This window comes from Arcicella aquatica, assembly GCF_034928825.1.
Lineage (GTDB): Bacteria > Bacteroidota > Bacteroidia > Cytophagales > Spirosomataceae > Arcicella > Arcicella aquatica.
The window spans coordinates 1-16,021 of sequence record NZ_JAYFUL010000018.1 but is presented as its reverse complement, the minus strand read 5'-3'; the positions used below and the strand labels follow the sequence as shown (position 1 = coordinate 16,021).

Annotated in this window: 13 protein-coding genes; 4 read left to right on the top strand and 9 right to left on the bottom strand. The window is 37.0% G+C overall.

The genetic code is table 11. The features are described from left to right. Positions 1 to 97: 97 nt before the first annotated feature. Positions 98 to 745 carry a phosphoribosylanthranilate isomerase gene (locus VB264_RS12175; RefSeq protein WP_323249723.1) on the top strand — a complete coding sequence of 216 codons (648 nt, stop codon included), beginning with the start codon at positions 98 to 100 and terminating at the stop codon, positions 743 to 745. Continuing rightward, positions 742 to 1,932: a tryptophan synthase subunit beta gene (gene trpB, locus VB264_RS12170; protein WP_323249721.1), complete on the top strand. Its 1,191-nt coding sequence runs from the start codon at positions 742 to 744 to the stop codon at positions 1,930 to 1,932. Before VB264_RS12175 ends, trpB begins: the two co-directional genes overlap by 4 nt. Positions 1,933 to 2,132: 200 nt before the next feature. Here trpB and VB264_RS12165 read toward each other — a convergent pair whose 3' ends face one another. The 8 genes from VB264_RS12165 to uvrB form a co-directional block, all read right to left on the bottom strand. Beyond that, a complete protein-coding gene (locus tag VB264_RS12165; RefSeq protein ID WP_323249719.1) occupies positions 2,133 to 2,648 on the bottom strand; it encodes a KdsC family phosphatase in 516 nt (171 codons plus the stop codon). Then, positions 2,645 to 3,442 carry a Rossmann-like and DUF2520 domain-containing protein gene (locus VB264_RS12160; RefSeq protein WP_323249717.1) on the bottom strand — a complete coding sequence of 266 codons (798 nt, stop codon included), beginning with the start codon at positions 3,440 to 3,442 and terminating at the stop codon, positions 2,645 to 2,647. Before VB264_RS12160 ends, VB264_RS12165 begins: the two co-directional genes overlap by 4 nt. Before the next feature lie 573 nt (positions 3,443 to 4,015). Further along, on the bottom strand, positions 4,016 to 6,583 hold the full coding sequence (locus VB264_RS12155; protein WP_323249715.1) for a TonB-dependent receptor: 2,568 nt from the start codon (positions 6,581 to 6,583) through the stop codon (positions 4,016 to 4,018). A 472-nt stretch (positions 6,584 to 7,055) separates the two neighbouring features. Next, the gene (locus tag VB264_RS12150; protein WP_323249713.1) at positions 7,056 to 7,550 is read right to left on the bottom strand and encodes an MOSC domain-containing protein; all 495 of its coding nucleotides are present in this window, start codon (positions 7,548 to 7,550) and stop codon (positions 7,056 to 7,058) included. Position 7,551: 1 nt separating this feature from the next. Continuing rightward, positions 7,552 to 7,893, bottom strand: coding sequence for an ArsC family reductase (locus tag VB264_RS12145; protein WP_323249711.1), 342 nt, complete (start codon positions 7,891 to 7,893; stop codon positions 7,552 to 7,554). 43 nt (positions 7,894 to 7,936) lie between these two features. After that, the gene (locus VB264_RS12140) at positions 7,937 to 8,482 is read right to left on the bottom strand and encodes a hypothetical protein (protein ID WP_323249710.1); all 546 of its coding nucleotides are present in this window, start codon (positions 8,480 to 8,482) and stop codon (positions 7,937 to 7,939) included. A 113-nt stretch (positions 8,483 to 8,595) separates the two neighbouring features. Next, positions 8,596 to 10,026 (bottom strand): amidohydrolase, encoded by a 1,431-nt coding sequence (locus tag VB264_RS12135; RefSeq protein WP_323249708.1) that lies wholly within the window; start codon positions 10,024 to 10,026, stop codon positions 8,596 to 8,598. A 215-nt stretch (positions 10,027 to 10,241) separates the two neighbouring features. Continuing rightward, the gene (gene uvrB, locus VB264_RS12130; protein WP_323249707.1) at positions 10,242 to 12,272 is read right to left on the bottom strand and encodes an excinuclease ABC subunit UvrB; all 2,031 of its coding nucleotides are present in this window, start codon (positions 12,270 to 12,272) and stop codon (positions 10,242 to 10,244) included. A gap of 175 nt (positions 12,273 to 12,447) precedes the next feature. Between uvrB and VB264_RS12125 the strand changes: the two genes are divergently transcribed. Next, entirely contained in the window at positions 12,448 to 13,311 is an 864-nt protein-coding gene (locus VB264_RS12125; protein WP_323249705.1) for a glycoside hydrolase family 16 protein, read from the top strand. Between the two features lie 63 nt (positions 13,312 to 13,374). Then, a complete protein-coding gene (locus VB264_RS12120; RefSeq protein WP_323249703.1) occupies positions 13,375 to 14,763 on the top strand; it encodes an alpha-L-fucosidase in 1,389 nt (462 codons plus the stop codon). Positions 14,764 to 14,928: 165 nt separating this feature from the next. Here VB264_RS12120 and mazG read toward each other — a convergent pair whose 3' ends face one another. Further along, positions 14,929 to 15,735: a nucleoside triphosphate pyrophosphohydrolase gene (gene mazG, locus VB264_RS12115; RefSeq protein ID WP_323249702.1), complete on the bottom strand. Its 807-nt coding sequence runs from the start codon at positions 15,733 to 15,735 to the stop codon at positions 14,929 to 14,931. Between the last annotated feature and the right edge of the window lie 286 nt (positions 15,736 to 16,021).

Below are 16,021 nucleotides of genomic sequence, written 5' to 3'. Positions count from 1 at the left end.
ATTCTCTATATTGTTGAGTAATAAAAATCGCTGATTTTCACTAACTTTGTTAAGTAATTAAGCAAAATGAATAAAATGTATTTGACCACTTGATAAGATGAGACTAAAAGTTTGTGGAATGCGTAACGCTGAAAATATCAAAGAGTTACTTGAACTTGGTCCCGACTATATGGGATTTATTTTTTTCGAAAAATCAAGCCGCTTTGTCGGAGAGGAACTAGATGAAGAGTTATTGAAATCATTTCCACATACTGTAAAGAAAGTAGGTGTTTTTGTCAATGCAACCCAAGCATATATTTTAGATAAAGTAAAGAGGTATGCCTTAGACTATGTTCAATTGCATGGCGAGGAAATGCCAGATTTTTGTAGAAACCTCAAATTCAAAGGTGTTAATATCATTAAAGCCTTTTCAATCGATAGTCAATTCAACTTTGGGAAACTCTTGAATTATAAGCCTTATTGTGATTATTTTTTGTTTGATACCAAAGGGGATTTAAAAGGAGGAAACGGCACTATGTTCGATTGGGCGGTGCTCCGCCGATATGATAACGACAAACCATTTTTTTTAGCCGGAGGGATAGACCTAGACAATGCCTCTAAAGCCATGGAATTAACAGGCTTAAAAATTCATTCTTTAGATGTAAACAGTAAATTTGAACTAGCGCCGGGCTTGAAAGACATCGAAAAAATCAGTGAATTAATCAAGATATTAAAACCAACAGAAGCAATCTTAACATCGATATGATAGTACCAGAAACATTTAATGTAAATGATAAAGGATATTACGGACAATTTGGCGGAGCATTTATTCCTGAAATGCTATATCCTAATGTTGAAGAATTAAGAGTATCCTACCTCAGCATTATGGCTGAGCCTTCGTTTAAACAAGAATTTGAAGCACTTTTGAAAGACTATGTGGGGCGACCAACGCCTTTGTTTTTAGCGAAACGTCTTTCTGAAAAATATAATACGACAGTTTATTTAAAGAGAGAAGACCTTTGCCATACGGGTGCACACAAAGTTAACAATACGATTGGTCAGATATTAATGGCAAAACGTTTGGGCAAACACAAAATTGTAGCAGAAACAGGTGCTGGTCAGCATGGTGTAGCCACCGCTACAGTGTGTGCTTTAATGGGCTTAGAATGTATTGTTTACATGGGTGAAATAGACATTCAACGTCAGGCACCTAATGTAGCACGTATGAAAATGTTAGGTGCTAAAGTTGTACCAGCAACAAGTGGCTCAAAAACGTTAAAAGATGCAACAAATGAAGCGATGCGTCACTGGATTAATAATCCTGTAGATACCCATTATATCATTGGGTCGGTAGTGGGGCCACATCCTTACCCAGATATGGTAGCACGCTTTCAGTCGGTTATTTCACAAGAGATAAAAGTACAGTTGAAAGAGAAAACAGGTAAGACCAATCCAGACTATGTAATTGCTTGTGTCGGCGGAGGTTCTAATGCGGCGGGTGCTTTTTATCATTTCTTGCACGACGAAGAAACAAAATTGATTGCGGCAGAAGCAGCAGGACATGGCGTTAATTCTGGACTGTCGGCAGCTACTACCTTTTTAGGCAAGCCAGGAGTATTACATGGTAGCAGAAGTATTCTGATGCAAACAGAAGATGGACAGGTAGTTGAGCCTCATTCTATTTCAGCAGGATTAGATTACCCAGGAATTGGACCAATGCATGCGCATTTATTTGAAAGTAAAAGAGCTACTTTTTTTGATGTAACTGACCAAGAAGCGATTGATGCTGCGATGGAGCTTTCATTATTAGAAGGAATTATTCCAGCGTTGGAATCTGCTCATGCTTTGGCAGTGTTATCAAAATTGGGTGCAAAGCCAGACGAAGTAGTCGTAATTAACCTTTCTGGTCGTGGAGATAAAGATTTAGAGACTTATCAAAAGCATTTAAAGTAATTTTTGGGGTTATTTCCTTGGAAGACTAAAGGACTTTGGACTGTATGACTTTAGGAAACTCATTTGACTTTTACATTAGAATATTTGTAGCGGTAACCCTTGTGGTTACCGCTTTTTGTTTGGAGGACTAAAGGATTTTGGACTATATCACTTTTGCTCCAAACCACGGTTTATACCCAAAGGTTAACCATTACTATTCTTTATTGCTCAAACTTCATCCATTCTCCTTTTGCACGCATTACTTGTTCTATCACATCTCTAACAGCACCTTTTCCACCTTTTTGTGAAGAAATATATTTAGCAATCGCTAGAATTTCATCACAAGCGTCAGCAGGACAAGTTGAAAGCACTGCTGGGCGAATCATTACTTCATAATCGGGCAAATCGTCGCCCATATACAAGATATTTTCTTCTGGAATACCAGATGTTGTCAACCAATCTTGGTAAATCTGGATTTTACTTCTACCGCCAGAACCCATAAACACATCATGAATTTTTAAGTTCTGTAATCTTTTGCGTACGCCTTCATGTTTACCGCCTGTGATGACACAAAGGCGATAGCCAGCTTGCACGGCGCGTTCTATTGCATAGCCATCTCTGATATGAAAAGTACGATAATGTTCTCCCGTTTCTAAAACGTGTACCGAACCGTCGGTCATTACACCATCAATGTCAAATACGAAAGTATTGATTTGCTTAAAAGCGTCTAAAGTCATTTGTGTTTTTGATGAGAAATCCCTTCTGATAAAGCACGATATATATGTTGATAATCGGGCAATTGTTTCAAGAAAAGTAAATGTTGATTAATTATTTTTTGATCATCCCTAACGGCAGGGCCTGTCTGAACATTGAATATATTTTTAGAATCTAGTGCCTTTCTAACGGTTTCGTGAATGAGCGGTTTCAATAAATCAAACTCAAGGTCGTTCTCTTCCATCAACTCCTGAGCCACTCCTAATAAGTGATTGGTGAAATTACAAGCAAATACGGCCGCCACATGGAGTACTTTTCTTTCTTCTGAATTAACGGCATAAGTAATGTCCGAAAGCTCTTGTCCAAGAGTTATCAACAAGTTTTCCACACTCTCATTATCAGACTCAATACAGATGGGAATTGTACTAAAATTCACGTGGAACACTTTAGAAAAGGTCTGAACGGGGTAAAATACACCTGTTTTGATAGGAATATCGCTATATACCCGAAGCATTTCATCCATTTCATGAAGCGACTTGCTCCCAGAAGTGTGGATAAGTATTGCGTCTAGTGGAAGGGTTAAATGCTTGATTACTTCAGAGATGGCATCGTCTGAAACACAAAGAAAAAATATTTGTGCCGCTGAATCCCTGAAATCAAGAGAATGATGGGCAGACGCGTTGTAAAGCAATTTAGTAAGTGCTTCAGCATGTTTGGGGTTGCGACTATATACTTCCTCTACACTATGACCAATGTTTTCTAGTGCTTGAGATAGATGCCAAGCTACGTTTCCAGAACCAATAAATGAGATTTTCAAAATATTCAGAAATAAGATTAAAGTTATTTTGGCGGTTTTACTACTGTTACTAAATAATTATTCACAATATTAATCAAGGAAATCCTAAAAAAACTCAATTTTATAAGTTTATCTTTTCAATTTTATCAAAAACAGCAATCACTATTCGTATTTTAATAAAGAAAATAATGTGGCGTTGTAATTTTTAAAGCTTTTATACAACTGATTAAGAGCAGTATATCATTTACATTGATAGTATATTAACAGCTATAACTTAATAATTCTTTACTTCTAGTATTTATTAAGGGAATAGAATTGATAAAATTTTAGCTATAAAGGTCTTATTTTAGCAATAACATGGTAAAATAATAATGTAATATTAAGATAACATCGGTTTGAATACCTGCTATGGATTTACTGTTTATAAGGCATTGGAATGTTAGAGATTAAAAACATTGTCCATTTTAATGCATTTTTGAAGGTGTGAGTCAGGCTATCGGGGGAATGTTAATAACAATAAAATGACCTCCACCTTTTGGAAGTATTCCTAAGGTGAAGGTCTATTTTACTTAAAGTATTTATTATTCAGTTGTATTAAAAAGCGTATCTAAGTGTTACACCGTATGTGCGTGGGTCACCTAACACAGCCGCATATTGACCAGCATTGCCAGCCGCAGGTAATAATTGTTCGAAATAGTCTGTATTTGTTAAATTACGAGACCAAATGATTACAGAGATACCGTTTGATGCACGGAAGCCAACGCGAGCATTCAATAAGGTATAACCATCGATATTCAAATATTTTGATGGTGAGGCACTTGAAGAGAATGAAGAACGATAATAAGCATCAAGCGCAAGGAAATATTTACCTTTTAAGTCTAAGAATTTACCATTTCCAGTAATTTCACCACCTAATGAACCAGCCCATTTTGAAATTCCTGGTAAATCACCACCAGAAATATCTTTGAAAGCAGATGCTGCTCCTGTTTCTTCCAATGGTATTGGCGCATTTTTGAATGAAACATACTTTCCGTCAGTATAAGAAACTGCACCAGTGAAAGATAAATGTTCGCTTACTCTAATACTTCCGTCAACTTCCACACCTTTTACTCTTACTTTCTCAGCATTCGCTAAATAACCTCTGTTTACACCAACTTCTGCCGTTTGAACTTGTGTTTGATAATCTTTGATGTCTGTGTTGTAAATAGTAACGTTTAAAGAAGTTTGAGGAGTTGGTCTTGTTTTTATCCCTACTTCATAGTGTGTTACATATTCTGGATTTACTCTTGCCAATTCAATTAATGTTACACCATTAGCTGTTGGTAAGCCTCCTAAGTTAACGCCAACTGGCTTATAACTATTGGCATAAGTAGCAAATGCATTTAATGACTTAGTTGGTTTATAAGCTAACGTTATTTGTCCTGAAACGTTATTTTCATTTACACTAAAGTTGAAAGCCTGATTGGTATAAAGCCCATTTTTTAAGGCTAATAATGCAGGGTCAGTCGTTTGTAAGCCACCGTAAACCTCACGCTTGTAATCAACATCTTTTTTGTCGTAGTTGAAACGAAGACCTGGTAATAAGTGTAATTTATCTGTAATAGACCAGTCAGCTTGAGCAAATACAGCAGCACCTAACGTGTGAAGACGTGATGTTGTTTTTGTACCAAAACCATCAAATAATCCTGGGGTTTTCCATAAAGCAGAAGTTGAACTTTGTGCAAATCTCCATTGTGCCGAACCTGATTCTTCAGTTTGAACTGGGTCAGATGTTAATACTTGGTCAATCAAGAATACACCTACAACTCCACTTAATTTTTCAGAGAACTGTCCTGCATAACGCACCTCTTGTGTCCATTGGTCATGTCTTGAGTTACCTTGAGATTTTGTTAATACTGGTAAACCGATAAAGTCTCTATCGTTTGTTGGGTCCCAAATCCAGTAACGCCATGCTGTGGTTGAAGTAAGAGTTCCTTTTCCAATTTTAGCATCAACGTTAATCGAAGCACCACCGAAATCGTTATTAACTCTTAAAGGGGCATCAGCATCTGTGATTCTATCGAATGGATTGGTAGTTGGCAATTTATAATTCAAATCAGCAATAATAGCATTGAATTGACGATAAGCAGCACGCTGAGTAGTAACAACACCAGCCACAACCGTTGCATTTCCATCTGGTCTTTGACGAGCGTTATCCCCAGCAAAAGTAATATTTACATTTTCAGATGGTGTATAAAGTAACTGAGCTCTAAAACCTAAGTTATTTAGGGAATTTGTAGGTTTTAAAGTTGTAGTATTGAAGATTGTTCCATCTCTTTGCGTACCCGAGAATGAAACTCTCGCTGCTAATTTCTTACTGATAGGGCCTGTAATAGAGGCTTTTGTCTGAATGTAATTATAATTTCCATAACTGGTTTCAAAAGTTGCTCCTGTGGTAAAGCTTGGGGCTCTTGTTGTAATGTTAAATGCTCCAGCAGTAGTGTTTTTACCAAATAGCGTTCCTTGTGGACCACGTAATACTTCAATACGGTCAACATCAACAAAGTCAATCGCTGTTGCAGCAGGTCTTGCATAATACACACCGTCAACATAGAAACCAACACCCGGGTCAATACCATCGTTTGTAAGACCGAATGACGAACCTAATCCACGGATATTAAGCGTTGTATTTCTACCATTTGATGAATAAAGTTGTACCGAAGGAATCAATTCTTTCAAACGGTTAGGGTTAAATGCTCCTGCATCTTCAGCTTTTGCACCATTAATTACTGAAATAGGAATAGGAATATCTTGAATAGACTCTTGACGACGTCTTGAAGTCACGACAACGTCAGTAAGTTCATTGGTGTTTTCGTCAAGTCTGATTTCTATTTTATCTCCACTTACGATTACTTCTTTTTTCTGATATCCCACAAATGATACAACCACAGTAAAAGGAAGTTTTTGACCAGTAACAAGTGCAAACTCTCCATTTGCATCAGTCGCTGCACCATTAGTAGTTCCTTTAATTGATACTGTAGCACCTATTAAAATTTCATTAGTGCGTGAATCAACAACTCTACCTGATATAGTAGCATTGATAGTAGGTGCGTTTTGGGCGGATAAAAATTTGGGAATAAGAATTACTCCAATTAATAAAGCTAGCTTGAAAAAATGTTTCATTGTAATTGTTTTTTATATAATATTTCTTGTAAAATCTTTAAGAATCTTCATCTAAAACAGATGATTGTGTGGTATAATTATTAATAGATTTAGCAACAACAACAGCTTTCTAAAAGCATATTTTGTGCTGTTTTAAAGAGCATATTCGAGCTTACATTTGTCGAAAATTGCTTTGTCAAGAGGCATTTTGTTTTCATAAATGGGAGGTTTTATATGATTTGGTTTCAAATTTAATATATAGAAATAATATATCCTATCGATTTAGTAGATAATTGAAAAATTATATATAATTCCCTGTCTCAATGATGTTCAATGTGCTTAAAATGTTGATTTTTTAGCACTTTAGAGCATAATAAAGCCCTTATAGTAATATCTCATTACTATAAGGGCTTTTGTATATTATAAGAAAAATGTAATTTCCTAAAAAGCGTGATAGCCTCCTATAAAAAGAACTTTGTCTTTTTAGCCTTAGCTATGCCACTATGATATCACCCAGTTTAATATTGCCTTCTTCAATCACTTTGCAAGTAATACCACCGTGCCCAAGCATGGCATTATAGCCGCCTTCGCCAAGTATATTTTCCATCCTACTGCAAGGATGACACAGTCCAGTCATTTCCAAAATAGCCTCTCCAATTTTGAATCTTTTTTCTTTTAAAGCCAATAGATTAATGCCTTTTACAACAATATTTCTGCGGACTAAAGCAGGGTCAATCTCGGATTTTCCTAAAAAAGAGGCTATCGCCTGCAAATGTTCTGCTTGAATCAACGTTACTTGTCTTTTGCTATCCGCATTACCTTTGTAGCGGTCGCCATCAAGACCCGTTCCGATACGAGCCATCGTTTGTTCCACTCCTATTACAGGCTGACGAGAGGCTGGGCGAACGCCTATATAAACGACTTCTCCAGCTTGGACAAAGTTGTTCATTAACGCGTTTAAAGGAGATTCTTCTGAGAGGAGTGCCATTCTATTTGAAAATTTCTTGATAAGTATCTGCATTAAAGCCCATAACAACAATATTGTCGGCTTCTATAATAGGGCGTTTAATGATTGAAGTTTTCTCTAACATTAATGCAGTAGCTGTTTGGGCATCGGTTGCCTTTTCTTCGTCACTTAATTTTTTCCAAGTAGTCCCTGCACGGTTAACTAATACATCCCAAGGTTTTTGTATAAGCCATTCCTCCACTTTCTCTTTAGTAAGCCCATCTTTTTTATAATTATGAAACTCGAAAGGAATATCATTTTCTTTTAGCCAAGTCATGGCTTTTTTCATTGTATCACAGTTGGCGATACCGTAAATTTTGTACATATTTTTTTAATGGTGATTGAGTGAATTGTGAGGGAGTGATTTTTTAATACATTGTAGCATATTCAAAATTGCCTTCTCCAACACTTTTACGAAGGGTTTCTAACACACTTCTTGCATTATCATAAGGCCCTTGGAAAAAATAAGGTTTGCCATTACGCCCAAATTCAAATTCTATTAATTCAATGTCTTCGGTATCGTCCTCTAAAATATATTTAGAGATATTAAAATCGCTGTCTGGCTTGAAACCCAAATCTTCAGCATAAGCAATGCCTCCATAAATCCAGTTATGAGCCGTTGCATAAGTACATTCTTGTAATAGCCCTAAATTAAAACTGATTTCATCAATAAAATCAGTATAATCTGACATGGATAAGTCAACTTTATAAGAGGTACTTTTTAACCCTAAACAAAATCTATCAATCAAAAAATTGCCTACCACAAAGTTTCCATTAGGTAATCTTCTGACAACGATAATAGAAACTAATCCATCGTTAACACTGATTAAAGATTTGTAAATCGGCAATTTTCTGCCGTTTTTGACAAGGTATTTTTTACCATATACCTCCTGAGGCAAGTTCTTTTTTGACATATTATAACAAAAGCTAAGGTTTTATTTAGAATAAACTTTCAAATTTTAGCAATCAACCTCACGTTTATCAGTTAAATTGCTTACAAATTTAATAATCATTTGTCTATTTCTCCTTATTTTCTATAATCCAGCGGAGGTTGCCTATCCCCTGCCAATGATTTATATTCAAATATTTTACTGCCACGTCTTTTATATAACTCTTCTTTTGACTCTTCTATCAGCTTTGTGTCTTTGAATAGATTTTGTGCTGTAAGGGCTATTGTCTCTGCGGCGTTAATCATGCCTTTGTGACCAATACTCATGCCATTGCAAGCTACCGCCTGCCAACTGTGTGCAGGTATGCCTGTTACCCATGTAGCGGTTGATAAACCCGCCGTAGGCGTTACCCAACTAACATCGCCCACATCTGTTGAAGCAGGGAAAGATAAACCCGAGGTGTAAGGTCTAACTTCTTGAGCCTCCTTTAGTGGTGCAAGGCTTTGTGAATTAACGGTTAAACGTATCTTTTCAGCAAAGTCTGTTTCCTCAGGAGTGTATTTTACGCCACCTACCTTTTCTAAACTTTTTTGCATCTCTTTCGCTAACACATCATTAGGCAATAAATTGTATAAGCCTGCTAATACCTCAAAAGTCATCTTGGTTTCTGTACCCAAAGCGGCTGCTTCAGCAGTTTTCATCACCCTCTTCCATACTTCTTCTAGTCCTTGAGCTGATGGATTTCTAACCGTATATTCTACCATGGCATAATCTGGGACAATATTTGACGTAAGTCCACCGTTTTTGATGACATAATGAATCCTTGTTTCTGGTGAAATATGCTCACGCATCATGTTTACCATATAGTTCATGGCTTCTACAGCATCCAGTGCAGAACGCCCTTTCTCGGGACTAGCCGAAGCGTGTGCCGCTAAACCAGAAAAACTAAAATTGGCTACCCTGTAAGCCAAAGACGAATTTGGACTTGCATTATTATTATCACCCGGATGCCAATGCAATACAGCATCAATATCTTTAAATACACCTTCTTTTACCAAATAAGTTTTTCCTCCGCCAGCACCTTCTTCGGCAGGTGTACCTATTAGGCGAATCGTGCCTTTGATTTTGGCTTTTTCCATCCAGTTTTTGGTGGCAATTGCCGCTGCAACCGAACCTACGCCAAAAAGATTATGCCCACAACCATGTCCATAAGCATTTACATATTTTGCTTTTCTGAAAGGGACAGCTTCCTGCGATAAACCTGGGAGCGCATCCATTTCTGCCAAAATTCCAATAGTAGGATAGCCCGAACCATAAGTAGCTACAAAAGCTGTTTTCATTTCTCCAACGCCTCTTTTCACTTGGAAGCCTGCATTGGTTAACTCTGTGATTAATAATTCAGATGTTTTATCCTCTAAATATCCAGGTTCAGCTAATTGCCAGATTTTATCAGAAATAGCCGTGTATTGTTTATACTTCTGATTGAGTTCATCAATGATTTCTTGCTGAGCAAAGCCCAAACGACAGAGCAACAAACAAATAATTAAAAGAGGTAAGGATTTTTTCATGATTTAGTTTTGGTTGATGATGGAATATGTTTAAAAATTATGCCTTTTGGTATCAAAAACAATATTTACTATTAGGGTGCGACTTAAGTCGCATCCTAATAGTAAGGGGACATTTATTATCGTGTTAGATTAAATTTTAAAGAAAAGACACTTCTTTAACCTATTGCAATTAACTTTTATTCTTCTCAAATTAATCATTCTAAGCTTAAAGCAGACTACTTCTCCGCAATCATCTTTTTCAAACCCAGCATTTCATCACGCAGTTTGGCTGCGATAACGAAATCTAGTTCCTTGGCAGCTTTTTCCATATCTGATGTTACTTTCTTTAACTGCTTTTGTAATTCATCTTTGCTCATATACGCCATTACAGGGTCGGCGGCCATGGCTACTTCTTTAGATTCTTCATAATAATTGGTTTTCTTGGTAGATTTACCCATTACATCAGCAATAGAAGTTTGCTCCATGATTTTCTCTTTCGACTTCAAGATGGTTTTTGGTGTAATGCCATGTACAGCATTGTATTCCATCTGAATGGTTCTTCTACGATTGGTTTCGTCAATGGCTTTTTCCATTGAGCCTGTAATACGGTCGGCATACATTAATACTTTGCCTTGGTCATTTCTAGCCGCACGACCTATCGTTTGTATTAATGAGCGAATATCGCGTAAGAAACCCTCTTTATCAGCATCCATAATGGCTACTAAAGATACTTCTGGTAAGTCTAACCCTTCACGCAACAGGTTTACCCCAACTAAGACATCAAACACACCCATTCTCAATTCTCTAAGAATTTCAACACGCTCTAAAGTTTTGATTTCAGAGTGAATGTAACGACATTTTACGCCTACTTTATCCAAATATTTAGATAACTCCTCCGCCATTCTTTTGGTCAGTGTCGTTACTAAAACCCTTTGTTCACGCTCTATCCTGATATAAATTTCCTCTAGTAAATCATCAATCTGGTTCAAGCTTGGGCGTACTTCTATTTCTGGGTCAAGTAATCCTGTCGGACGAATAATTTGTTCTACCACTACCCCTTCCGAACGCCTTAATTCATAGTCGGCAGGTGTTGCCGATACAAATATGGTTTGTCCCGTGATATTCTCAAATTCTTGGAAAGTAAGCGGACGGTTATCCATCGCCGAAGGCAAACGGAAACCATAATCTACCAAAGCCTCTTTTCTAGAACGGTCACCACCCCACATAGCCCTGATTTGTGGCATGGTAGCATGGCTTTCATCAACGACCAATAAGAAATCATCTGCAAAGAAATCTAAGAGACAGAATGGTCTTTGCCCAGGTTTGCGTTGGTCGAAATAACGAGAATAATTTTCGATACCAGAGCAATACCCTAATTCTCGCATCATTTCTAAATCAAACTCTGTTCTTTGTTTAATGCGTTCAGCTTCTTGCATTCGACTTTCACTTTCAAAAAACTTGATTTGTGATACCAAGTCATCTTGGATATAATTGATGGCATTCATCAAGACATCCCTCCCAGTCACAAAAAGATTGGCAGGGAAAATAGCAATCATTTTTTCGTCCGAAATCTTCTTGCCCGTTTGTGGATTGATGCGTTGAATAGCCTCTATTTCATCACCAAAGAAAATAATTCGATAGCCAAAATCAGCATAAGGCAAACAAATATCAACGGTATCGCCTTTTACCCTGAAAGTACCCCGTGTAAATTCTACCTCAGTGCGGGCGTACAGGATTTCTACCAAGCGATACAGAAACTGATTACGAGAGATGATTTCACCCACACCAAAACGAAGAATACTTTTGCGATACTCTTCTGGATTCCCCATACCATAAATACAAGAAACCGAAGCGATAACAATAACATCTCTACGACCTGACATCAAGGCAGAAGTAGTTGCCAAACGAAGTTTATCAATTTCCTCATTGATGGCAAGGTCTTTTTCAATATAAGTATTGGTAGAAGCAATAAAGGCTTCGGGCTGGTAATAGTCGTAGTAAGAGACAAAATATTCAACCGCATTTTCTGGAAAAAACTGTTTGAATTCTCCATAAAGCTGTGCGGCTAACGTTTTGTTATGACTCAAAATCAAGGTAGGACGATTCAACTGTGTAATCATATTAGCCACAGTAAATGTCTTACCTGAGCCCGTCACACCGAGCAATGTTTGAGATTGTTCGCCATTTTGAACCCCTTCTACCAATTTCGCAATAGCTTGGGGTTGGTCACCAGTAGGTTTATACTCTGAAACAAGTTTGAAGTCCATATATTATTTAGGATAATACGATTTTAGATGAAGTTTTTAAGAGTAATGCTCTTTAAAAAGTATTTATAAAATTACAAAAAAGCACCTACAAAAGATAGCCATACAAAACAAACACATATAGTAATGTGATAGTTTATCAGTAAATTAACTTCATAAAATCAAAAACACTCAATTCATGAATAAATTAACGTTATACTCTGTTATCAGTATTTTGATAATAGTGTCTGCTTGTTCCAAAGAAAGCACGGTAGCACAAGTACCCACCCCTGTCACCCCCGCACCAACAGCCCCAATTGTTTACGAGTTCGAAAGTACGCCAATTTGGGCAGATGAATTTGATAAAGATGGATTGCCCGATAGCAAAAAGTGGAATTATGACGTAGGAGGTAGCGGTTGGGGCAACAATGAACTAGAATATTATACCAAAGAAAACCTTAAAAATGCTAGGGTAGAAAATGGAAAGCTAGTCATTGAAGCTATCAAAGAAAACTTTAATGGCAATAGTTATACCTCTGCTCGATTAGTAACAAAAGGCAAGGGCGATTTTTTATATGGTCGTTTTGAAATCAAAGCCAAGCTACCGGCAGGAAGGGGTACTTGGCCTGCTATTTGGATGTTGGCAACCGAGCAAAGTTATAGTGATAAGTATTGGCCTGATAATGGTGAAATAGACATTATGGAACACGTTGGTTATGACCCAGGTAGAGTACACGCCTCGATACATACAAAATCATTTAACCATGTAATTGGCACACAGGTAACAACCAATATGATGGTGGATGATTTCGATAAGGCTTTTCATGAGTATAGGCTAGATTGGACGCCCAATAAAATAGAAATGTACATAGACGCTAAGCTATATTTTACTTTTGAGAATACTGGGAAAGGTTTTGCAGAATATCCATTCGATAAAAAATTCCATCTACTACTCAACCTAGCGGTTGGTGGAAATTGGGGAGGAGTAAAAGGGGTTGATGAAAGTGTTTTCCCGCAACGCATGGAAGTAGATTATGTGCGTATTTATGCTTTGAAGAAATAGGGTATTTTTTAATAACATTTGGCTTTAGCAATTGTAAAAACTAAAACTTACTCAACCGTAATTATGAAAAAAATATTAATCGTTTGCTTATTCGCCCTGATTTCCAATAACATACTTGCCCAAAAAAAGTATGAAGCCAATTGGGAATCCATCGATTCCAGACCAGTTCCTGCTTGGTTTGAAGATGCTAAATTCGGTATTTTTATTCACTGGGGACTTTTCTCAGTACCTGCTTGGGGACCTACTGCTAAAGATGGCGTAGGTATTTATGACCGTTATTCAGAATGGTATTGGAAAGGAATATCTGACCCAAACCGTAAAAGCTATGCGGCTTTCACAAAGTTTCATAACAATACTTATGGTAAAGATTTTCAGTACCAAGACTTTACCAAGGATTTTAAATGCGAACTTTTTGACCCTAACGAATGGGCAAAAGTATTTGAAGATGCAGGAGCAAAATATGTAGTGTTGACGTCGAAGCATCATGAAGGATATACCCTTTGGCCAAGTAAAGAATCATGGAATTGGAATTCAGTTGATTTGAATCCTCATCGTGATTTAGCAGGAGATTTGATGAAGTCTGTCCGTAATAAAGGTTTGCGCATGGGTTATTATTACTCATTGTACGAATGGTTCAATCCGCTTTATAAAGCGAATGTGAATAAATATGTTGATGACCACATGATACCGCAAATGAAAGATTTGGTGACTCGCTATAAACCAGATGTATTGTGGACAGATGGCGAGTGGGATCATCCATCTGAAACGTGGAAAAGTACAGAATTTCTATCATGGCTATATAATGAATCGCCAGCCAAAAATGATATTGTAGTAAACGACCGTTGGGGAAAAGAAACAAGAGCCAAACACGGAGGGATTTATACAACAGAGTATGATTTAGTACATGACCAAAACGCTACAGGTATGGAAATAAATCATCCTTGGGAGGAATGCAGAGGAATAGGTTCATCTTTCGGCTTTAGTAGAAATGAAATGTTAGATGATTATTCTACGTCAGAACAGTTAATTCATATTTTGGTAGATAAAGTAGCACGTGGAGGTAATTTGTTATTAAACATTGGCCCTGCTGCCGACGGTACCATTCCCGTAATTATGCAACAACGTTTGCGTGACATTGGTAAATGGCTGAAAGTAAACGGAGATGCTATTTATGGTACTAGAAAATGGGCGAATAGCCCGAAGGTCGATAAAGACACAAAAGTGTATTTTACAGCCAAAGGAAAAGATTTGTATGTAATTGCTACGAAATGGCAAGATAGTCCCATTGTAGTAGCAGGCATTAAAATAGGCAAAGTACAAATGTTAGGTTTTAAGGGAGCTATAAAAACAAGTATTAAAGGAGATAAATTAACCATTATCCCCCCAGCACTTTCGCCTGCGACAAACCCTTCAGACTATGCGTGGGTATATAAAATTGAAGGAGTATTGTAAATGTATATATACGTTGATGACCAAAAATGAAAAACACTTATAGCGATAGCATATTGTTTTACAAAGGTATATATACGTTAACAATCAAAAACCCGTCGGTCAAAGACTGACGGGTTTGTTTGTTTCACTCTCAAAATTAAATTTTGACTCTTCGTCCTTCGCTGATTATAGGCGTTTGGCTTCTTCCCAATACACATCCATTTCAGCTAAGGTCATATCTTGTAAGGCTTTGCCTTGTTGTTTTGCTCTTAATTCTAAATGTTGAAAACGCTTGATAAACTTTTTGTTAGTTCGCTCCAAAGCAGTTTCTACATTAATGTTAATAAACCTTGCGTAATTTACCAAAGAAAAAAGTAAATCTCCAAATTCAGCTTCAGCTTTATCGATGTTAATTGCTTGATTGTCAATAACATTAAATTCATTCTTGAATTCATCCATTTCCTCCTCTACCTTTTCCCACACTTGATGTTTTTCTTCCCAATCAAAGCCCGCACCCCTTGCTTTTTCCTGAATCCTCATGGCTTTTACCAAGGATGGCAATGATTTTGGGACACCTTCTAGCACCGATTTATTCCCTTCTTTCAGCTTTAAAGCCTCCCAATTTTGCTTAACCTGTTCTTCGTTTTCAACCTTTACATCCCCGTAAATATGTGGGTGGCGATGAATTAGTTTTTCACAAAGTCCATTCAACACATCTGCAATATCAAAAGTATTCGTTTCTGAAGCAATTTTTGAATAAAACACCAAATGCAACATCACATCTCCGATTTCCTTCTTAATTTCCTTCATATCGCCTTCAATAATGGCATCTGAAAGCTCATAAGTTTCCTCAATCGTTAGATGTCTGAGAGATTCAATCGTCTGTTTTTTATCCCAAGGACATTGCTCTCTGAGCTCGTCCATAATAGTAAGGATACGGTCGAAAGCTATTAATTGATTTTGTCGTGTTGCTGATAAAGTGTCAAAATTCATGTGCTATATTTTTGAATACAAAAGTAAGGGATTGTGAGGATTAAATTTGAAGCTTTTTAAAACCAATAAATGTTTAAGAAGAATACAAAGTATTTTCGTTGCTCGTATTTTATAAGTGAAAGACCAATAGACATTTTGAATACTAATTATTTATATTGTCGTGTGTACGTGCGAACTTTGTACAAAAAGCTATGACAGCCTACGAAAAAGCTCGCAACAACCCACGGCAATTTAAATCTTTGACCTCTCTAAGTATTGAGAAGTTTGATATACTTTTACCCACTTT